This window comes from Celeribacter baekdonensis (assembly GCF_900102315.1).
GTDB classification, from domain to species: Bacteria; Pseudomonadota; Alphaproteobacteria; order Rhodobacterales; family Rhodobacteraceae; genus Celeribacter; species Celeribacter baekdonensis.
Genome location: NZ_FNBL01000003.1, coordinates 244,475 through 264,443, shown reverse-complemented (window position 1 = coordinate 264,443; position 19,969 = coordinate 244,475). Strand labels below are relative to the sequence as shown.

20 protein-coding genes are annotated in these 19,969 nt (G+C 58.9%); 18 read left to right on the top strand and 2 right to left on the bottom strand.

Annotated features, from left to right (window positions below; all coding sequences use genetic code 11):
- Nucleotides 1-122 precede the first annotated feature (122 nt).
- From BLT54_RS07805 to BLT54_RS07775, 7 genes are all read left to right on the top strand, one after another.
- Complete coding sequence (locus BLT54_RS07805; RefSeq protein WP_074643160.1) at nt 123-1,814, top strand: aminotransferase class V-fold PLP-dependent enzyme; 1,692 nt, start codon at nt 123-125, stop codon at nt 1,812-1,814.
- A 54-nt stretch (nt 1,815-1,868) separates the two neighbouring features.
- A complete protein-coding gene (locus BLT54_RS07800; protein WP_009572151.1) occupies nt 1,869-2,369 on the top strand; it encodes an L-2-amino-thiazoline-4-carboxylic acid hydrolase in 501 nt (166 codons plus the stop codon).
- Between the two features lie 85 nt (nt 2,370-2,454).
- A complete protein-coding gene (locus tag BLT54_RS07795) occupies nt 2,455-3,567 on the top strand; it encodes an ABC transporter substrate-binding protein (protein WP_074643157.1) in 1,113 nt (370 codons plus the stop codon).
- A gap of 66 nt (nt 3,568-3,633) precedes the next feature.
- On the top strand, nt 3,634-4,548 hold the full coding sequence (locus BLT54_RS07790) for a branched-chain amino acid ABC transporter permease (RefSeq protein WP_074643140.1): 915 nt from the start codon (nt 3,634-3,636) through the stop codon (nt 4,546-4,548).
- On the top strand, nt 4,541-5,539 hold the full coding sequence (locus BLT54_RS07785) for a branched-chain amino acid ABC transporter permease (protein WP_083351747.1): 999 nt from the start codon (nt 4,541-4,543) through the stop codon (nt 5,537-5,539). The genes BLT54_RS07790 and BLT54_RS07785 overlap by 8 nt, the downstream gene beginning before the upstream one ends.
- Entirely contained in the window at nt 5,536-6,294 is a 759-nt protein-coding gene (locus BLT54_RS07780; protein WP_074643137.1) for an ABC transporter ATP-binding protein, read from the top strand. The genes BLT54_RS07785 and BLT54_RS07780 overlap by 4 nt, the downstream gene beginning before the upstream one ends.
- The gene (locus BLT54_RS07775; RefSeq protein WP_083351746.1) at nt 6,291-7,007 is read left to right on the top strand and encodes an ABC transporter ATP-binding protein; all 717 of its coding nucleotides are present in this window, start codon (nt 6,291-6,293) and stop codon (nt 7,005-7,007) included. The genes BLT54_RS07780 and BLT54_RS07775 overlap by 4 nt, the downstream gene beginning before the upstream one ends.
- A gap of 88 nt (nt 7,008-7,095) precedes the next feature.
- On the opposite strand, the gene BLT54_RS07770 is transcribed toward BLT54_RS07775, so the two are convergent.
- Complete coding sequence (locus tag BLT54_RS07770) at nt 7,096-7,569, bottom strand: Lrp/AsnC family transcriptional regulator (protein WP_074643135.1); 474 nt, start codon at nt 7,567-7,569, stop codon at nt 7,096-7,098.
- 117 nt (nt 7,570-7,686) lie between these two features.
- Between BLT54_RS07770 and BLT54_RS07765 the strand changes: the two genes are divergently transcribed.
- From BLT54_RS07765 to BLT54_RS07755, 3 genes are read left to right on the top strand one after another with little or no spacing between them, the layout of a single operon-like run.
- Nucleotides 7,687-9,015 carry an NAD(P)/FAD-dependent oxidoreductase gene (locus BLT54_RS07765; protein ID WP_074643133.1) on the top strand — a complete coding sequence of 443 codons (1,329 nt, stop codon included), beginning with the start codon at nt 7,687-7,689 and terminating at the stop codon, nt 9,013-9,015.
- A gap of 13 nt (nt 9,016-9,028) precedes the next feature.
- Complete coding sequence (locus BLT54_RS07760) at nt 9,029-9,496, top strand: L-2-amino-thiazoline-4-carboxylic acid hydrolase (protein WP_074643129.1); 468 nt, start codon at nt 9,029-9,031, stop codon at nt 9,494-9,496.
- A gap of 3 nt (nt 9,497-9,499) precedes the next feature.
- Nucleotides 9,500-10,666: a M20 aminoacylase family protein gene (locus BLT54_RS07755; RefSeq protein ID WP_074643126.1), complete on the top strand. Its 1,167-nt coding sequence runs from the start codon at nt 9,500-9,502 to the stop codon at nt 10,664-10,666.
- A gap of 55 nt (nt 10,667-10,721) precedes the next feature.
- Here the strand turns inward: BLT54_RS07755 and BLT54_RS07750 are convergent, their stop codons facing one another.
- Nucleotides 10,722-11,639 carry a LysR family transcriptional regulator gene (locus tag BLT54_RS07750; RefSeq protein ID WP_074643123.1) on the bottom strand — a complete coding sequence of 306 codons (918 nt, stop codon included), beginning with the start codon at nt 11,637-11,639 and terminating at the stop codon, nt 10,722-10,724.
- Between the two features lie 295 nt (nt 11,640-11,934).
- Here BLT54_RS07750 and BLT54_RS07745 point away from each other — a divergent pair, with 295 nt between their 5' ends.
- The 8 genes from BLT54_RS07745 (at nt 11,935) to BLT54_RS07710 (ending at nt 19,942) form a co-directional block, all read left to right on the top strand.
- Complete coding sequence (locus tag BLT54_RS07745) at nt 11,935-12,714, top strand: 5-oxoprolinase subunit PxpA (protein ID WP_074643122.1); 780 nt, start codon at nt 11,935-11,937, stop codon at nt 12,712-12,714.
- Between the two features lie 32 nt (nt 12,715-12,746).
- On the top strand, nt 12,747-12,980 hold the full coding sequence (locus BLT54_RS07740; RefSeq protein ID WP_074643117.1) for an acetyl-CoA carboxylase: 234 nt from the start codon (nt 12,747-12,749) through the stop codon (nt 12,978-12,980).
- Nucleotides 12,981-12,984: 4 nt separating this feature from the next.
- Nucleotides 12,985-14,361, top strand: a complete 1,377-nt coding sequence (locus BLT54_RS07735; protein WP_074643115.1) for an acetyl-CoA carboxylase biotin carboxylase subunit — start codon at nt 12,985-12,987, stop codon at nt 14,359-14,361.
- Nucleotides 14,358-15,233 carry a 5-oxoprolinase subunit B family protein gene (locus BLT54_RS07730; RefSeq protein WP_074643112.1) on the top strand — a complete coding sequence of 292 codons (876 nt, stop codon included), beginning with the start codon at nt 14,358-14,360 and terminating at the stop codon, nt 15,231-15,233. Before BLT54_RS07735 ends, BLT54_RS07730 begins: the two co-directional genes overlap by 4 nt.
- The gene (locus tag BLT54_RS07725) at nt 15,223-16,206 is read left to right on the top strand and encodes a 5-oxoprolinase subunit C family protein (RefSeq protein WP_074643099.1); all 984 of its coding nucleotides are present in this window, start codon (nt 15,223-15,225) and stop codon (nt 16,204-16,206) included. Before BLT54_RS07730 ends, BLT54_RS07725 begins: the two co-directional genes overlap by 11 nt.
- A 100-nt stretch (nt 16,207-16,306) precedes the next feature.
- Complete coding sequence (gene torT, locus BLT54_RS07720; RefSeq protein WP_074643098.1) at nt 16,307-17,371, top strand: TMAO reductase system periplasmic protein TorT; 1,065 nt, start codon at nt 16,307-16,309, stop codon at nt 17,369-17,371.
- 67 nt (nt 17,372-17,438) lie between these two features.
- Nucleotides 17,439-18,935, top strand: coding sequence for a sugar ABC transporter ATP-binding protein (locus BLT54_RS07715; RefSeq protein WP_074643097.1), 1,497 nt, complete (start codon nt 17,439-17,441; stop codon nt 18,933-18,935).
- Complete coding sequence (locus BLT54_RS07710) at nt 18,932-19,942, top strand: ABC transporter permease (RefSeq protein WP_074643096.1); 1,011 nt, start codon at nt 18,932-18,934, stop codon at nt 19,940-19,942. The genes BLT54_RS07715 and BLT54_RS07710 overlap by 4 nt, the downstream gene beginning before the upstream one ends.
- The last annotated feature ends 27 nt before the right edge of the window (nt 19,943-19,969 follow it).

Sequence of the window (19,969 nt, the reverse complement as noted above, 5' to 3'; positions counted from 1 at the left end):
AATACTAGAAACCTATTGCTCAATATGACGAATAGGTGTCACTTTTTCCTCAAATCACCGGCATGCCCGACATCAACGCAGGCCCCGGTGGCACATGAAGATCATGCGAGGAACTTTTGACGATGGTCCACCCTGCGGCAACTCCGATACATCCTGAGACAGAGGTCGCCTTTGACCTCGATGCCAAAGAGGATTTGATCACGCGAATCCGCGATAGCGTCATCGGCGAGGGTCAAGCCATCCCCGGCCCCTATGGCCCACGCCCTTTGGTCTATGCCGATTTCATCGCCTCGGGGCGTTCGCTTGGCATGATCGAAGCGGCCATCACGGACATCGCCCTGCCGGTGTATGGCAACACCCACACCGAGACCTCCTATACCGGGCGCGAAACCACGGCCCTGCGCGAAGAGGCGCGGCGCATCATCGCCGATGCGCTTGGCGCAACCAACGACCATGTGGTGATCTTCACCGGCAATGGCGCGACGGCGGCGGTGGATCGGCTGGTGCGCGGCATGGACATTGAGGCCAAAGTGCGCGCGGGCGACGCTCCGGTGGTTTTTGTCGGCCCCTATGAGCACCACTCAAACGATCTGCCGTGGCGCGAAACCGGCGCGGTGATTGAGCGGATCGGCTTGGATACTTTGGGCCAAATCGACCTCGCCCATCTGGCCGAACGCCTGAAGGCCCACCCGGAAGAGGTCCTTAAAATCGGTGCCTTCTCCGCCGCTTCCAATGTGACCGGCGTGCGCTCCGATCTGAAAGCCATCGCGACGCTGCTGCACCGACATGGCGCGCGCTTCGTCTGTGATTTTGCCGCTGCGGCTCCCTATGTCGACATGTCTTTGACCCTTGACGCCACGGACCCGGATGCGCGGATCGACGCGATTTTCTATTCCTCGCATAAATTCATTGGTGGCCCCGGTGCCTCTGGCGTTTTGGTGGCGGATAAGGCGCTGTTCACCTCCACTCGCCCCGGTGTAACAGGTGGCGGCACGGTGAGCTATGTCACCGCAGGTCACCACACCTATGTGCGCGACATCGAGCGGCGCGAAGAGGCGGGCACGCCGGGTATCGTCGGGGACATCCGCGCGGGGGCCGTCATGGCGCTGAAAGAAGCGGTGGGATCAACCGAGATCGAACGGCGCGAACGCGCGATGATGCGCGAGGCCTTTGCCCGCCTCTCCACCGCGCCGGGTCTGAGTCTTCTTGGGCCACTGGACACGGATCGGCTTGGGGTTTTGTCCTTCAACATCTCGTGTGAAGGGCGAATGCTGCATTATGGTTATGTCGTGGCTCTGCTCAACGATCTGTTTGGCATTCAGGCGCGGGGTGGCTGTTCTTGTGCCGGGCCCTATGGCCATGAATTGCTGCATATCCCGCAAGACACCGCCACCGCCTATGAGGCCGCGATTGCGCAGGGCAAAAGCCTGATGCGGCCCGGTTGGGTGCGGCTGGGGTTCAACTACTTCTTTGACGCGCAGACGGTTGACTACATCATATCTTCGATTTTGTTTATATGTAACAATGGATTGCGCTTCCTTTCGGACTATGATGTGGATGTGGCTCAGGGGCTGTGGCGGCACAAAAACGGTGCGGCCAACACCCCCGCCACACTCAAAGGCTTCTGGAGGATCGACACCCCAACCAAACGCCAACCCTTTGCGCAACGGGACATGTTTCTTACGCTCGCCGCCGAGCTTGCCGCTGCGCGGGACCGTCCCGCTTTGAAACACAGCCCCGTCTTTGAGCCGAATTGCGAAGCTCTGCGGGGGTTTTGGATGCCACAGGATGTGGTGTCTCATCCCCCGACTTGACCGCCAAACACGCCCGTGCGGCGCGCCGATATAAATGGACCACAGGAGACCGACATGACCGACGCCCCCGAAATCACTCTGGAACAACTGTCCGGCGCTTACGCGATGCGCGCGAAATTCTACATGCACATGTTCGATGTGCTGCGCGAAGAATTTGGCCCGGAAAAGACCATCGAATTGATGGGCGAAGCCACCTACCGCCTTGGCGCCGAAATGGGGCAAAAGCTCAAACCGCATGGCCCCGCCAATATCGAAGCGCTGACCGAACAGTTTCTGGCTGGCATCCCCTGCCGCGATCACCTGTTTGCGCCTGAGCTGCGCAAATGCGACGCTGAGGGGATGGAGATTCAGTTTCACCGCTGCCCACTCAAAGACAATTGGGAAGCCGCCGGGCGCGAGGGCGAAGAGCTTGAGATGCTCTGCCGTGCGGCGGGCGCGATTGACGCGGGCATGTTTGGCGCGGCAGGGTTTACCTTTAAGGGCGAAACCTGGAAACCCGGCCAAACCGGATGTTGCCGCCTGATCGTGGAACCCGGCCCCGTGGCGGTGGAATAAGCCCGCCAAAGTTCACACCCTCAGACCCGGATCAACCGGGCTCTTTCACACTCAAACACCCTTCCGACCAACAGAGGAACTCACCATGAAACTCACACGCAGAACGGCACTTTTGCTTGCTGCTGCCACCGCATTGACCCCGGTCGCAGCCTTTGCCCAAGACAGTGTTAAACTCGGTTACCAACTGCCGCTCACCGGCAACACCGCGCAATATGGTCAGGATTTCAAAGATGCGGCAGAGATCGCATTGACCAAATTCAACGCCTCGGGCGCGCTGCCTGTTCCGGTCGAAATCATCTATGAGGATTCGCGCTCTGACGCCAAAGAGGGCGTGACCATCGCGCGTAAATTTGTCGATGACAAAGAGATCGTCGGCGTTTTGGGCGATTTCACCTCGACCGTGTCAATGGCGGCGGCTCAGGTGTATAAAAAAGCCGGAATGGTGCAATTGTCGCAAACCGCGTCGCACCCGGATTTTGCCAAAATCTCCAAATGGCAGTTCCGCAACATCACCACCCAAGACCAAGAGGGCGCGGTGAACGCCCAATGGATGATGGACAAAGGCATCAAAAAAGTCGCGGTGATCGCGGAGCAGACCGATTGGGGTCAATCCGTGGCGAAAGGCTTTGTCGAGCCGTTTGAAGCCGCCGGTGGCGAAGTGGTTTACACCGAATTCTTCAACCGTGGTCTGGCCGATTTCCGTTCCATCATCACCAAGCTCGAAGATCAGGCACCTGACGCGGTCTACACCGGGTTCTTTTATGAAGACGGCGCGCAGTTCCTGAAACAAATGGCACAGCTTGACGCCGCAATCCCGGTCTATTCGACCTCGGCGGCCTATAATGACCAGTTGATCGAATTGGCGGGCGACGCCGCCGAAGGGCTGTTGTTGACCGCGACCTTCTTGCCGACGCGGATGGATGCGAATGTTCAAGAATTCGTCACCGAATGGGACAAAACCCATGATCACGCCCCCGGCCAATTCCCGGCACAGGCCTATGACGCGGTGAACATCATGTTGGCCGCCGTGGTCAAAGCCTACCCGGATCTCACCCGCGACAGCCTGCGCGATGCTGTGGCCGCCACGACTGATTTCCCCGGCGTCACCGGCAACACCACATTCGATGAAAACGGCGAACCGCTTAAGGAGCTGACCAAAGCTTCCGTCGTGGGCGGCATGTTTGTCGAAGTCGAATAAACCCTTCTCCCCGTCCGCACGGCCTCTGGGCTGAACGGGCGGGGACCATAGCAAAAGGGGGACGACGTGCTCGATCCTTATATCCTGCAACAATTGGCCATCGGTCTGTCCTTGGGCATGATCTACGCGCTTATGGCCATCGGATTTACGCTGATCTTTGGCGTGTTGAATGTGGTCAACTTCGCCCATGGCGAGGTCTACACCATCGGCGCCTTTGCCGGGTTGATGGCGATTTCGGCCTTTGGACCGCCGCTTTTGGTGGTGCTGTTTATCGCATTGGCGGCCGGTGCCTTGGCCGGATTTGGCCTTGAACGTTTGGCGTTTCGCCCGTTCCGCCGCTTCTCGGATGAGGCCTCGTTGAAATCACGCGCCATGCGGGAGGCCACGCTGATGTCCTCGCTCGCCATGTCGATCATCGCCCGCGAAGCGATGGAGATGATCTTTGGCTCGCAATTCCAAACCGTTGATCTGGCCTATCTGATCAACAAACCGATCCACATCGGCCCGATCACCATCGTCAACGGTGATCTGATCATCTTGGGCGTCACTTTGGTGATGCTGGGCGGTTTGCAATGGTTGCTCAAAAAAAGCCCCATCGGCCTGTCGATCCGCGCCGTGTCCAACAACGCGTTGGGCGCGAAATATTGCGGCATCAACACCGACCGCACCATCATCATCACATTTGTCATCGGCTCCGCCATGGGCGCGCTCGCGGGCATCTTGGTGGGCCTGTATTACGGCGCGATTTTCCCGTCGATGGGCTTCACGCCGGGGATCAAGGCCTTTGTTGCCATGGTCATGGGCGGGCTGTCCTCCGTGCCGGGCGCTGTGATCTCTGCGATCATTTTGGGCCTCTCGGAAAGTCTTTCGACCAGTTTCATGCCCTCCGTTTGGTCCGACATGGTGGCCTATGCCTTCCTTTTGTTGACCCTGATCTTTTTCCCGCAAGGCCTTTTTGGCGCAAGGAGGGAACGTGTCTAAATCGCTCCTCATCAAACTCGGCCTGCTCGTGTTGGCCTTTATCCTGATCCCGGCGCTGCTCATGGGGTTTGACAAAGGCTATTACTATCAGATCGCCACCATCGCCGCGATTTTCATGTTGCTCGCGGCCTCGCTTCACCTTGTCACCGGGGTGGCTGGATTGCTGCACTTGGGTCATGCGGCGCTTTACGGGGTCGGTGCCTATGTGGCGGCGATTTTGGGGGCCAATCATGGGATCGGCTTCACCCTTGGTTTGCCGCTTGCGGGCCTGTCCGCCGCCGCCATCGCCTTTTTGGTCGCCTTGCCCACCATGCGCCTGATGTCGATCTATTTCGCCGTCGCCACGCTGGGCATTGGTCAGATGCTTTATCTGGTGTTTCTCAACTGGGTTGGTCTGACCAACGGGCCGAATGGTGTGATGTTGTTCTCTGGCATCAACCTGTTTGGCCTTGAGATCGACAGTGATCTGGGCATCTACTATGTCGTCGCGGGGGTCGTTGCCGTGTCTATCCTCGTGCTCAACCGGCTCAGCCATTCCTATTACGGCAATGCGTTGCGCTCCTTGCGCGAGGATGATCAATGCGCCTCGGCCATGGGCATCAATGTCACCGTGATGAAAATCCAGGCCTTTGTGATCTCTGCCTTTTTCGCCGGCATCGCCGGTGCGCTCTGGGCCTATACCACGGGCTACATCTCGCCCAATGACTTCCACTTTTCGCAATCCATCCTGATCCTGACCATGGTTGTGGTCGGCGGTTTGGGCAGTCTTCCGGGGGTTTTGATCGGTGCGCTGTTGCTGATCCTTCTGCCCGAAGCCCTGCGCTCGGTCGGGGATATTCGCAACATCATCGTCGGTGTGCTGATGTTCTCCGCCATCCTGTTCTTACCCAAAGGTCTGTTTGGCGAAGTCTCTGCCCTCAACTTTGCCCGCCGTGTCCTTGGCCAAGGCTGGGCCGCCCAAAAAGGCGAGAAAGGCATCGGTTGGAAATGACGCCCATTCTGGAACTCGACCATCTGACCCGCGCCTTTGGCGGTCTCAAAGCGGTCGATGATGTCACCACACAGGTCAATCAAGGCGAATTGTTTGGCCTGATCGGACCGAATGGCGCGGGGAAAACCACGCTGTTCAACCTGATCTCCGGCTTCACGCCGCCCTCCTCGGGCGAGGTGCGGTTTAAAGGCGAGGTCATCACCGGATTGTCGGCGCATAAGATCGCCCACAAAGGCATGTCGCGCACCTTTCAAAACCTGCGGGTGTTTCCGAACATGACGGTGTTCGACAATATCTCTGTCGGGGCCCTTGGGATGATTGGCGTCGGTCCAATGTCGTCGCTCTTCGGTGGCAAGGCGCGGGCAAAAGAGATCTCTGAGCGCAGCTATGAGATGTTGGAACGGGTGGGTCTGGCCGATCACGCTGATGATCTCGCCGCCAACCTCAGCTATGGCAAGCGCAAATACCTTGAGATCGCGCGGGCCTTGGCGATGAAACCGGAGCTTTTGATCCTGGACGAACCGGCCGCGGGGATGAACGATTCCGAAACCACGGAACTGGCGCAATTCATCACCGGGCTGAACAAAGAAGGGCTGACCATCATGTTGGTGGAACACGATATGGGACTGGTCATGGGCATTTGTGAACGTCTTGTGGTGCTCGCCTCGGGCCGCAAAATCGCCGATGACGTGCCCGCCGTGGTGCGCCAGGACCCCGGCGTGTTAGAAGCCTACCTTGGGGGAGATGAGGGATGAGCAACATTCTTGAGATCAAAAACCTGTCGCTCAAAATCGGCATTCAGGACATCTTGCACGACATTTCGGTCACTGTGCCGGAGCAAGGCATCGTATCTGTGCTGGGTGCCAACGGGGTGGGCAAAACCTCCCTCATGCGCTGTATCTCCGGGATTTATCACGCCACGGGCGGGGAAATCCTTTTGCAGGGCGAAGACATTTCCAAACTTAAAAGCCATGAAATCGTCGAACGTGGCATCATGCAGGCCCCGGAAGGGCGGCAGATTTTTTCCAACATGACCGTGTTGGAAAACCTTGTGATCGGGGCCGGACCTTTGGGGCGGCAGGAATTGGATCACGTGTTGGCCCTGTTCCCGCGCCTCGAAGAGCGGCTGAAACAACAGGCCGGGTCGATGTCGGGTGGCGAGCAACAGATGCTCTGCATCGGGCGCGCCTTGATGCGCAAACCCAAAGTGTTGCTGTTGGACGAACCCTCTCTGGGTCTCGCCCCGCGTTTGGTTGGGTTCATCTGCGAGCTGGTGTCGAAAATCCGCGCCGAAGGCTACGCCGTGCTTTTGGTCGAGCAAAACGTCAAAGCCGCGTTGCGGATTTCAGACACGGCTTCGGTGATTGAACACGGCAAAATCGTGATCGAAGGCGATGCCTCGGCATTGGCCAATGATCCGCGTGTGGCTGAGGCCTATTTGGGCGGTCACGTCCATGAGACGGCGTGAACACATCCCATATCGGCAGGGGCTGAACACGCCCCTGTCTGGCCCCCAGTCTGGGCCCCTGTCTGGGCCCCTGCCCCGAACGCCCAAATCACAGATATTTGGTCGGAACGGCGGTGGTGAATTTCAACTCCTCCATCGAGATCGACGAGTTCACCGTCGAAAATTCCACCTCCTCGATCATCCGCTGATAGACCACGTCATAGGTGGCAATATCGGGCACCACGACCTTCATGATGTAATCCGTCGCCCCGGTGAGGCGATAAGCCTCGACCACCTCCGGGATGTCTTCGATCAGCGCGCGAAATTGGGTGAACCATTCCATCGCATGACGCGGCGCGGTCACGCCGATGAAAATCGTCATCGGCACATTGGCCAGTTTTTGATCGACCAAGGCAACCCGGCCCCGGATCAACCCCGCCGCCTCCATACGTTTGATGCGCCGCCAAATCGGCGTCGGGCTCAGCCCCACCCGATCCGCCACCTCGGCAATCGGCAGGTCGCTGTCCACCTGCAAAATGTCGAGAATGCGCTGGTCGATCTCATCAAAACTTGTGTCGCTCATATCGCCTCGCCTCGTTTACCTCTGAATACATACCCGTGTTTACGCAAACCATAGAAATCCATTCGCCAAAACGCCCATTCCGTAGAATTTACCCATCACACCACCGAAAGACCCGAAATGCAAAGCCCCGTTTCCTTCCCGCCCTCGCTTTGGGCCGACACCGCCCCCAAACGCCCGCCCACTGCGCCCCTGACGGGTCCGATTGAAACCGACACCGTGATCATCGGCGGCGGCTTTTCCGGCCTCTCCGCAGCCCTACATCTGGCCAAGGCCGGGCGCGATGTTGTGGTGCTCGAAGGTCAGGCCGTGGGCTGGGGCGCGTCGGGGCGCAACAACGGTCAGGTGATCCCAACGCTGACCGCCGCCGAACCCGATATGTGGGTGGCGCGCTTTGGCGAGACAGGGCGCAAATTTGCCGAACTCATCGGGGCCTCGGCGGGGATGTTGTTTGATAAAATCCGCGATGAGGGGATTGAGGCCGAAGCGGAGCAAACCGGGTGGTTTCAACCGGCGCACTCGCCCGGACGCACAAAGCTGAGCCAAAAGCGGGTGGAAGCCTGGACGCGCTTTGGGCTTGAGGTCCAATACCTTGATCGCGCCGCCACCACCGCATTGATGGGCACGGATCATTGGTACGGCGGGATGTTGGCGCCTTCGGGCGGGCATATCAACCCGCTGGCTTTGGCGCGCGGATTGGCCGGGGCGGTAGAGCGCCATGGCGGCACACTTTATGAACAAACCCGCGTGGAGAGCTATGCTCACACCGGGTCTGAGTGGGTCGTCAAAACCGCGCAGGGCACAGTCAATAGTACAGTCAAAAGCACGGTGAAAGCCCGCGCGCTGATCCTTGCCACCAATGCCTACACTGGCATCTTGGCCCCCGGACTGGCGCGGCGGTTGGCGCGGTCCATCATCCCCGTGCATTCGTGGCAAATGTCCACCGAACCGCTCTCGGACAATTTGCGCGCCACGCTTTTGCCGGGGCGTCAGGCGGTGTCTGACACGCGTGGCGATTTGCGGTTTTTCCGCTATGATGCGCGCAATCGGTTGATCACCGGCGGGGCCATTCTGGGCGGTGGCGACGTTCAGGCCCGGATCGCACGCAAGGTCGCCGCCAATCTGGCCGACAGTTTCCCGCAGCTTGCGCCGCCGAAAATGACCCATGTCTGGTCCGGCTATCTGTCAATGAATTGGGATCGCTTTCCGCGGGTCCATAAACTCGGCCCGAATGGCTGGACGTGGATTGGATGCAACGGGCGCGGCGTGGCGCTTGGCAATGCGTTGGGACGCGAGATCGCGCGGGCTGTGGATGGCGAGGATGAGCGCGGGCTGGCCCTTCCTGTCACCGAGCCGCATCCGCTGCCGTTTCATGCCATTGGTCGCCGGGTTGCACCGCTCTATCTGACATGGTTGCAACGCAAAGACCGTCAGGAGCCGAAACTATGAGAAAGGTGACGCTATGAAAGACCTCCCCATCCTCGAACGCCGCCGCATTGAGGCGATGATCCTGAAACATGTGCTCGACGTGATCACCGAACGCTCTGGCCGCGCCGAGGCGGAAGCGGTGATTGGCGCGACCTGTTCGCGCTCGGCAATTGAACAGGGCAAAGCCTTGGCCGAAGATCTGGGCCATGCACCGAACCTGTCGGATTTCGCCGATATTCTGCCAAACTGGACCAAAGAAGACGCGCTTGAGATGGATGTGTTGGTGACCGAGCCGGATCAGATGGCCTTTAACGTCACGCGCTGTCGCTATGCGGAAATGTATCAGGAGATGGGCCTGGGCGACATTGGGCATTTACTGTCCTGCAATCGCGATGGCGATTTTTGCGTCGGCTACAACCCGGAGATCGAATTGACCCGGACACAGACGATCATGAAAGGCGCGAGCCATTGTGATTTTCGATATAAAATGTTGAGAGGATAAAATATGGCGATTGAAAATTGGGTGGCGCGCGAGATCGAAGGTTTGATCGCTTTTCGCCATGATTTACATGAAAACCCCGAGCTTTTGTACGAGGTCCATCGCACCGCCGCGAAAGTGGCCGAGGCCCTGCGTGCAGCCGGAGTGGATGAGGTCGTCGAGGGGCTGGGCCAGACCGGCGTGGTCGGTGTGATCCACGGCAAAACCAATATCTCCGGGCGGATGATTGGCCTGCGCGCCGATATGGATGCGCTGCCAATTCTGGAAGAAACCGGGCTGGCCTATGCCTCGAAAGTGCCGGGAAAAATGCACGCCTGTGGTCATGACGGCCATTCGACCATGTTGCTGGGCGCGGCGAAACATCTGGCAGAAACGCGGGCCTTTGACGGCACGGTGATCGTGATTTTCCAACCTGCCGAAGAGGGCGGCGCGGGCGCGCAGGCGATGATCGAAGACGGGTTGTTTGAGCGCTGGCCCTGTGATGAGGTCTACGGCATGCACAATATGCCGGGGCTGGATGTGGGAAAATTCACCACCGCGCCGGGGCCGAATATGGCCGCCGTGGACATCCTGACCATCACCATCACCGGCAAAGGCGGGCATGCTGCCGAACCGCACACAAGCATTGATCCGTTTCCAGCGCTCGCCGGGATCATTCAGGCGATTCACGGCATGAGCGCGCGCTCCGTCGACCCGTTTGACGCCCATGTCGTCTCATTGTGCGCGATTGAGGGCGGCCATGCCCATAACGTCATCCCGCAGGAGATCACCATCAAAGGCACGGTCCGCACGATGAATGAGGCGCTGCGTGATCATGTCGAACGCCGCGTGGGCGAGATCGTGTCCAATATCGCCGCCGGACATGGCTGTGTTGGGACGCTGGAGTATAAACGCAGCTATCCGGTGCTGGTGAACCATGCGCAAGAGACCGAATTTGCCGCCGAAGCCGCGCGCGCGGTGGCAGGTGTGGAGAATGTGACGCTGGATATGACGCCCACTTTGGGGGGTGAAGATTTCGCCTTTATGCTGAACAAAGTGCCGGGTTGCATGATCAATATCGGCAATGGACCGTCGGCCAATCTGCATCACCCGGCCTATAATTTTAACGACGATGTGATCGGCTGGGGCAGTTCCTATTGGGTCACGCTGGTGCGGCAACGTCTGTCGGCCTAAAGCGTCACGCCTTTCACCGCGCGGATCGGGTGGCGGCTCTGACGGGCCGCCGCCCTTAACTGCGTCCGGCGAGTTGCGACATTTGCGGTGACAGGAACGCATCCATGAAATAGTCGTAAAACACCCGAACAGGCTCGCTCATCTCCTGTGTGCGCCGCCACGCCAGCCCCACATCCATCGACGGGATTTCGCGGTCTGTGGCGACCGTGCCAATCCGCCGCCCCTCCAACGACCAAGGCCGATAAACCATATCCGAGAGAATGGTGATGCCTTGGCCATTGGCGACCATGGAACGCACCGCTTCGGTCGATGAGGTGCGCAGTTTGATGTTGGGCGTCAGCCCGGTCGGCCCCCAATATTTCATCGACGTATTGGCCGCCTCATCGACGGTCAACATGATGTAATCCTCTTTCGCGATGTCTTCGAATGTCGCGCGGCCCTGTTGGTGCAGCGGATGGTTTTGCGGCACCCAAAGGCGGCGGTGCGAGCGCAGCAAGGTTTCGGTCTCAAGTTCGGGATTGGCGGTGTTCGAAGTCAGCAAAACCGCCATGTCAAAGCGATTGGTCATCAACCCCTCTTCGATGCTTTCGCGGTTCAGCTCGCTGATGCGGATGTCGAGTTTTGGGAATCTGTGGGTCAGACGATCCAGGTGAAACGGCAGGAAATAGCCGATCACCGTATAGGTCGCGGCAATGTTGATGGTGCCTTCAATCTCGGATCGACCTTGGCCGATGTTGCGGGCGATATTGACCTTTTCCAACACATCACGCGCCGCCCCCACAAGTTCGCGCCCAGATGCGGTCGGTTCCATCCCATGCGCCGTGCGCACAAACAGGATGGTGTCCATTTCCTGTTCCAACTCGCGGATCGCCGTGGTGATCGAGGATTGCGAGATCGACAATTCACTGGCGGCACGGCTGACCTGACCCAATTCGGCGGTGGCGAGGAAATATTTCAATTGGCGCAGATTCATCAGGACCGTCCTCTTCGGATTTTCCGAACGCCTTGGCGTGGCGTTTCGATGACAGTGTATAGAGGTTGTGCCGTAAATTCGGAAATTCAATTTTTAATCCGAGCATTATCTCTAAAAAAGAATAACGACTGTGGCAGCCGTTTCAAAATTGCCTATTTTGCCCAAATTCGCGCAAAATCTGATCTGAATTGAAATTTTGAATTTGGAAAATTCGATAATGTTGTAGTTGAATTCTGAATTTTACAAACAGACTCAATTTGGAAAATGCTGGTTCCACAGAGAACAAGGACCAGTCATGCAGAAGATCATCGATTTAAATTGCGACATGGGTGAGGGCTTTGGCCATTGGGTCTTGGGCGAAGCGCCCGACGAAGATCTGATGGCGCTGATCTCTTCGGCCAATATCGCCGCAGGGTTTCACGCCGGTGATCCGAACTCCATGGACCGGGTGATCAAATTGGCGCAGGTCTACGGCGTCGGGCTTGGCGCGCATCCCGGCTATCGCGACCTTCAGGGCTTTGGCCGCCGCTTCATCCAGACCACGCACGAAGAACTGGTCAACGACATTATTTACCAAGTCGGCGCAGTGCGCGAATTTGGCCGCCGTCACGGCATCCGCCTTCAGCACGTCAAACCCCATGGCGCACTTTACATGGAGGCCGCGCGCAACGAAGATCTGTCACGCCACATGATCGAAAGCCTTGGCGCGATCAGCGGCGATCTTTTGATCTATTGCATGGGTGTGTCCAAGACCTATGAGGTCGCCAAACGGTTGGGTCATCCTGTGGTGCGCGAATTCTATGCCGACCGCGATTATGGCACTGACGGCGCGATTGTTTTCACCCGTCGCGTTGGCCGCCCCGACCCGGATGCCATTGCGCAAAAATGTCTGCGCGCCTGTCTTGAGGGCAAAGTGACCACGGTTGAGGGCAAAGACATCGACATCGCGTTCGAGTCGATTTGTTTTCATTCCGATACGCCGGGCGCTCTGGACATCGGACGCGCCATCCGCGCCACTCTGACCGAAAACGGCATCCATATCGCACCGGCCTCCGCCGTGCTTGAAACCGCCTAAGCCAACAGAGCTAAACCAACAGGGAAACGATCATGAGCAACATTCAATCCCCCCTCCCCGGCACGTTTTATCACAAGCCCTCCCCCGAGGAGCCGGTGTTCAAATCCCCCGGCGATGCGGTGGCCATTGGCGACACCATCGGTCTGGTCGAAGTGATGAAAACCTTTATCGCTGTGACCTCCGAAATTGAGGGCACCTTTGTCAAATACATGATCGACGATGCCGCGCCGGTGACTGCCGGTGCCGTGCTTGCGGAGCTTGCGTGATCTGATGGCTATTGAACGTCTTTTCATTGCCAACCGGGGCGAGATTGCCGTGCGGATCGTGCGCGCCGCCCAAGCGTTGGGCATCCACGCGATCCAGGCCCATTCCGAAGCCGACACCGATATGTTGGCGGTCAAACTGGCCGACGAGGCCGTCTGTATCGGCCCTGCGCCCTCGAAAGACAGCTATCTCAACATCGAGGCGGTGCTGAAAGCCGCCAAGGATACGGGTGCGGATGCGATCCATCCCGGCTATGGCTTTTTATCTGAGAGCCCGCGCTTTGCCCGCGCTGTCGAAGCCGCCGGGTTGATTTTCGTCGGTCCCACGGCGGACACGATCGAACGGATGGGCGACAAGGTCGCGGCGCGTCAGGCCGCTTTGGCCGCCGGTGTGCCGGTGGTGCCCGGCTCAGAAGGGCGAATTGACGTCGAGGACGCACTGAAAGTGGCCGCCGAGATCGGTTATCCGGTGATGATCAAAGCCGCAGCGGGCGGCGGCGGGCGCGGCATTCGCATCGCCACCAATGAGGCGGAACTCAAAGCCCTCGCCCCCCAAGCCAAGGCCGAAGCCGAAGCCGCCTTTGGCGACGGGGGCCTCTATATCGAACGCGCGATCCTGTCACCGCGCCACATCGAGGTGCAAATCTTGGGTGACGGCGACACGGCGGTGCATTGTTTTGAACGCGAATGTTCACTGCAACGACGTCGGCAAAAGGTCTGGGAAGAAGCGGGGGCCGCCTGTCTGGACGCGCCGACCCGCGAAGCTCTTTGCGCCTCTGCCGTGGCGCTGGCCAAGGCGGTCAACTATCGCGGCGCAGGCACGCTTGAGTATCTCTATGACGAGGCGACCAACGCGTTTTATTTCATCGAAATGAACACCCGCATTCAGGTCGAACATCCGGTCACCGAAATGCTCACCGGCGTCGATCTTGTGGCAGAAATGATCAAGGTCTGCGGCGGGGCCAAACTGTCGATGACCCAAGATCAGATCACCCGTTCAGGCCATGCCATCGAGGTGCGCATCTGTGCCGAAGATCCGTTCCTGCAATTCATGCCATGGCCCGGTGTGGTGTCAAAACTGGTCGAACCCACGGGCGATGGCGTGCGCTTTGATCACTTCCTCTCCGAAGGCTACCAAATCCCACCGTTCTACGACTCGCTGTTGGGCAAGGTGATTGTCCATGCCCCGACCCGCGACGCGGCGATTGATAAATTGGTCACCGCCCTCACCGAGTTGGAAATCGGCGGGACGAAAACCACGGTGCCGCTGCACCTAGCGCTGGCCGCCGACCCAGAGGTGCGCAAAGGCGCGTTTCACACTCAATGGTTGGAACCGTGGCTGGCCGCTGGACATTTGACCGCAACCAAAGGAGACGCCGCATGAAAACGCGTTACAGCTATGGCGGGGACGAACATATCTATGTCGAGATCGACGATGAAATGTCTCTGGATGCCTTCTTTATCTGCCTGTCCTTAAGCAAACTGGTGCGCGCCGCGAATATCCCCGGCGTGACCGAGATTTGCCCGGCGAATGCCTCCTTTGAGGTGCGGTTTGACCCCGATGTCATCGCCCCCGACGCCATGATGGCCAAGATCAAGGAATTGGAACACGAGGCAGAGGCGCAAGAGAAACGCCTTGAGACCCGGATCATTGAAATTCCGGTGTTTTATGAAGACCCTTGGACCCATGAAACCCTGATGCGGTTCCGCGAACGCCACCAAGACCCGAACGGATCGGATTTGGAATATGCCGCCAAGATCAACGGCTATGACAGTGTCGCCGCCTTTATCGAGGCGCATCATTCCCAGCCTTGGTTCGTCTCGATGGTGGGCTTTGTGTCGGGACTGCCGTTTCTCTATCAACTGGTCGAGCGCGACAAACAGCTTGAGGTGCCAAAATACCTGCGGCCCCGCACAGATACGCCGAAACTGACCGTCGGTCATGGTGGCTGCTTTGCCTGTATCTATTCGGTGCGTGGTGCCGGTGGTTATCAGATGTTCGGGATCACACCGATGCCGATTTATGACCCGGAGCAAAAGACCAGCTACCTGAGCGATTTCATGGTGTTTTTCCGCCCCGGCGACATCGTCAAATGGAAACCGATTGATCGCACAGACTACGACCGCATCGTCAAGGAGGTCGAGGCGGGCACCTATGCGCCGCGCATCGCCGAGGTCAAATTTGATCTCGACGCGTTCAACGCCGACATGACCGGATTCAACGCCAAGCTGATGGAGGCCCTCAATGACGCTTGAGATCATCAAACCGGGACTTGCAACCAGTGTTCAGGACCTTGGCCGCCCCGGCTATTTTCACCTTGGCATTCCCGAAGGCGGTGCGATGGATCGTCTGGCGCTGCGGGCTGCGAACCTTTTGGTCGGCAATGACGAGGGCGCGGCGGGATTGGAAGCCGTGTTCATGGGGCCGGAGATCAAATTTGGCCCCGAAATTGGCGCAGGGATGAGCGTCGCCGTCACCGGCGCGGACATCCCGATGATGCTTGACGGGGACCCGCGCGAGACATGGACTGCCTTCACCGTCAAGCCCGGTCAGGTTCTGTCCTTTGGCTTTCTCAAAGCCGGTGCGCGGATGTACATCGCCGTCTCCGGCGGCATCGCGACCGAGCCCGCGCTTGGGTCGCGGTCCACCTATCCCATCGGGGCCTTGGGTGGTTTCGAAGGGCGCGCCGTGGCCGCCGGGGACGTGATCCCGGTTGGAACTGGCGCGGTGGTGGCGGAGGGGCGCTCTGTTCCCCTGGCGCTCCGCCGCCGCCCCGGCACCCCCGCCGTATTGCGGGTGTTGACCGGGCTCTATTGGCACCGTCTGACCGAGAAAAGCCAAAAGGCGTTTTTCGATGACGCATGGGTGGTCGCCCCTGAGGCCGACCGCATGGGCTATCGGTTCCGCGGTGGCACTCCGATGGAATTTGTCGATCGTCCGCAACCCTTTGGCGCAGGCTCCGATCCCTCAAACATCGTGGATGGCTGCTATTCCTATGGCTCCATTCAGGTGCCCGGCGGCTTGGAACCCATCGTGTTGCACCGCGATGCGGTCTCGGGCGGTGGCTATTTTACCCTGGGTGCGGTGATTTCGGCGGATATGGATCTGATCGGTCAATTGCAACCCAACACCCCCGTCACCTTCAAACGTGTCGAGATGGACGAAGCGCTGGCGGCACGCGCCGCGCGCAAAGCCATGCTCGCAGACATCCGTCAGGCCCTCGCATAGGGGCCTGATGCCGACAGGGAGCGCCCGCTCCCATCTCTCATAATAAAAACGCGGCAATGACCGCATCTCCAACTGATGGACCCAACAAGGAGTCAGATCCATGAAACATGCCCTTTTGACCAGCGTGGCCTTTGCCGCCATGCTCACCACCCCGGCGCTTGCCGATGCGTGGTATCCCTATGAGGCCGAAGAGGTGACCCCCGCCTTTTCCACCGATGGCACCGCCACCCCGGTGACCTATGAAGCGCTTGAAAAAGCCGATGAAGCCTACAACATCTGCGTGTCTTTCCCGCATATGAAAGACGCCTATTGGCTGGGTGTCGATTACGGCGTGGCCGAAGAAGCCAAACGCCTTGGCGTCAAAATGAACCTTGTTGAGGCGGGCGGCTATACCGAACTGTCAAAACAGGTCAGCCAGATCGAAGATTGCGTCGCCTCAGGGGCGGATGCGGTGATCATCGGGGCGATTTCCTATGACGGTCTCAACAGCGTCATCTCCGAAGTGGCTGCCAAAGGCATCCCGGTGATCGACGTGATCAACGGTGTGTCCTCGCCGGACATTTCCGCCAAATCCTTGGTGTCTTTCTACACGATGGGCTTTGAAACCGGCAAATATCTGGCGGACAAACACCCCGCGGGCACCGACCCGGTTCAGGTCGGTTGGTTCCCCGGACCGGCCGGTGCCGGTTGGGTTGAGGCCGCCAACACCGGCTTTATGACCGCCATCGAAGGCTCCGCTGTTGAAGTGTTGGAACCGCGCTATGGCGACACCGGCAAAGAGGCACAGCTCAAGCTGGTCGAAGACGTTTTGCAATCCAACCCCGAGGTCAAATACCTCGCGGGCACGGCGGTCACCGCCGAAGCCGCACAGGGTCTGTTGCGCGAACGCGGCCTCAGCGATGAAATCGGTCTTTTGGCGTTTTACATGACCCCCGGCGTCTACACCGGCATCCAACGCGGCATGATCGCCGCCGCCCCGGCGGATTCGATGGTCATTCAGGGCCGGATTGCCGTGGATCAGGCCGTGCGCCTCATCGAAGGCAAGGAGTACATCAAACATGTGGGGCCGAAAATCTTTGTCGTCGATGGCGACACGATCGGCTCGGTCGCGCGCGACGCGATCTTGCCGCCGGATGGGTTCCGCCCGGTGTTCTCCGTCGAATAACGGCTGATCTCTGATCTCGGGCCGGGGCAGATGTGTCCCGGTCCACATCACTATTTGGAGGCTGACCATGCCCCTACTCTCCACCCACGGATTGACCAAGGACTACCCCGGCGTGCGCGCCCTCAATGCGGTGGATTTTGACCTGAATGCAGGCGAGGTTCATGTGTTGTTTGGCGAAAATGGCGCGGGGAAATCGACACTGATTTCCATGCTCGCGGGTGCCACATCGCCCTCCGAGGGCACGATTTACCTTGACGGTCATGCGATGAATTTCGACACGGTGGCGCGCGCCAAATCCCATGGCGTCTATACCGTGTTTCAGGAATTTTCGCTGATCCCGACACTGACCGTGGCCGAAAACATGTTTCTGGGCCAAGAACCACGTGCCGGATTTTTGATTGATCACGGCGAAATGCGCAGGCGCGCACAAGAGATTTTCGACACTTTGGGCTTTGCGCTTTCGCCCACCGCGCAGGTCACCTCCCTGTCGCGTGCGCAGCAACAGATGGTCGAAATTGCCAAGGCGTTTCACGGCGATCTCAAGGTCTTGATCTTGGATGAACCGACCGCCTCTCTGACGGACCGCGAGGTCGATCACCTCTTTGCCTTTATCAAACAGCAAAAGGCCAAGGGCGTTGGCATCGTTTATATCTCCCACCGGATGCAGGAATTTGCCCGCATCGCGGATCGGGTCACGGTCCTGCGCGATGGTGCCAAAATCGGCACGGTCGCGATGACGGATACCGATGAGGCGCATTTGGTCGAGATGATGACCGGGCGCGCGATTGCGGAGATTTATCCGGTGATTGCGACCACGCCCGGCGCGGTCGTTCTTGAAATCAAAGGGCTTTCGACCCCCGGCGTGGCCCCCAGCAGCCTGAGCCTGAGGGCGGGTGAGGTTTTGGGTGTGGCGGGGCTGGTTGGCTGTGGCAAATCGCGGTTTTTCCGCGCCATGATGGGGCTGACCGCGCATCAAACGGGCACCGTCATCCTCAAAGGCCAGGACATCACCCATCTTTCGACCCGCGAGATCATCCGCCGTGGGCTGTATTACCTCTCGCCGGATCGCAAGGCCGAAGGACTCGATCTGGCCAAGACCTCCCATGACAATCTCGGGCTGAATGTGGTGACCTCGGGCACCGCCTCCAAGCGCGGATGGATCAACTGGCGCGTGGTGCGCGAACGGGTCGCCGAGATCGCGGATCGGGTCGAACTGCCCCATGATTATCGCGCCAAATATGTCTCGCAGCTTTCGGGCGGCAACCAACAAAAGGTGTTGTTTGGCAAGGCCTTTGGCCAGGACGCCGATGTTTACATCTTTGATGAGCCGACCGTGGGCGTCGATATGGGCACCCGCGCCGCGCTTTATCTCAAGATCAAATCGCTGGCGGAGGCGGGCAAGGCCGTGGTCGTAATCTCCTCCGATCTGCCCGAAGCGATCAACCTGTCTCACCGTCTCCTCGTTTTTGCACATGGCCATGTCACCGCCGAATTGGCGCGGGCTGATGCCACCGAGGACACTGTTTTGAAACACTTCTTTGTTGAAAGTGAACCGACCCTATGACAACTGCACCCACATCTGCTGACACATCCGGCGTTCTGCGCAAACTGTTTTTGCGGGTCGGCGTCTTGCCGTTCTTTTTGGCCATCGCTTTGGTGGTTTTCTCGTTGATGTCCGCGAAATTCCTGACCGGGCAAAACCTCGTCAATGTGGCGCGGCAATCGGTCTATCTGGTTTTGGTCTCCTTGGGACAGATGTTGGTTTTGGTCTCTGGCGGGTTTGATTTGTCGGTTGGCACCGCGATTGCGCTGACTTCTGTGGTCTCCGCCGTGTCGATGACATGGGCGGCGGGCGTGATGCCCGATGCGATCTGGTTGGCGATTGTGATCGGGATCGCGGCGGGGGGGTTCACCGCCCTGATGGTGGGTCTCGTCAATGGCGTCGGTGTGGCTTATTTCGAGGTCTCGCCCTTTATCATGACGCTGGGTGTCTCCTCTGTCGGGGCCGGTCTTGCGCTGTTTCTCACCGGGGGCGTGCCAGTGTCTGGCCTGCCCTTTGCCTTTGGCGACACGTTTGGCTTTGGCAAATGGTTCGGCGTGCCGGTCCCGGTGTTTATCGCCGCGATCTGTATCGTGGTGATGTGGCTGGTGATGTCGCGCACGCCTTTGGGCACACAGATTTATGCCGTCGGCGGCAATATCAAGGCCGCGCATCTGTCGGCCATCAACACCAAGCGCACTTTGATGGTGTCGTACATTCTCTGTTCGCTGATCGCGTCGCTGACCGGGCTGTTGCTGACCGCGCGGGTGGAAAGCGGCGAGGCCAATTTAGGCGGCTCAATGGCGCTTGAATCCATCGCCGCCTGTGTCATCGCGGGCGTCTCGCTCAGAGGCGGGATCGGCAAGGTGCAGACAGTGGTTCTGGGCGCGTTTTTCATCGTCATGGTGCAAAACGGCATGAACCTCGCCCAGATCAGTTCCTACATGCAGATGGTGCTTTTGGGCGGACTTTTGATCCTCGCGGTGATCTTTGATCAGATGCGCTACCGGATGATCATGCGCGGTCGCTGAGACCCCTTCGTGCGGGCCGCCGCAGGC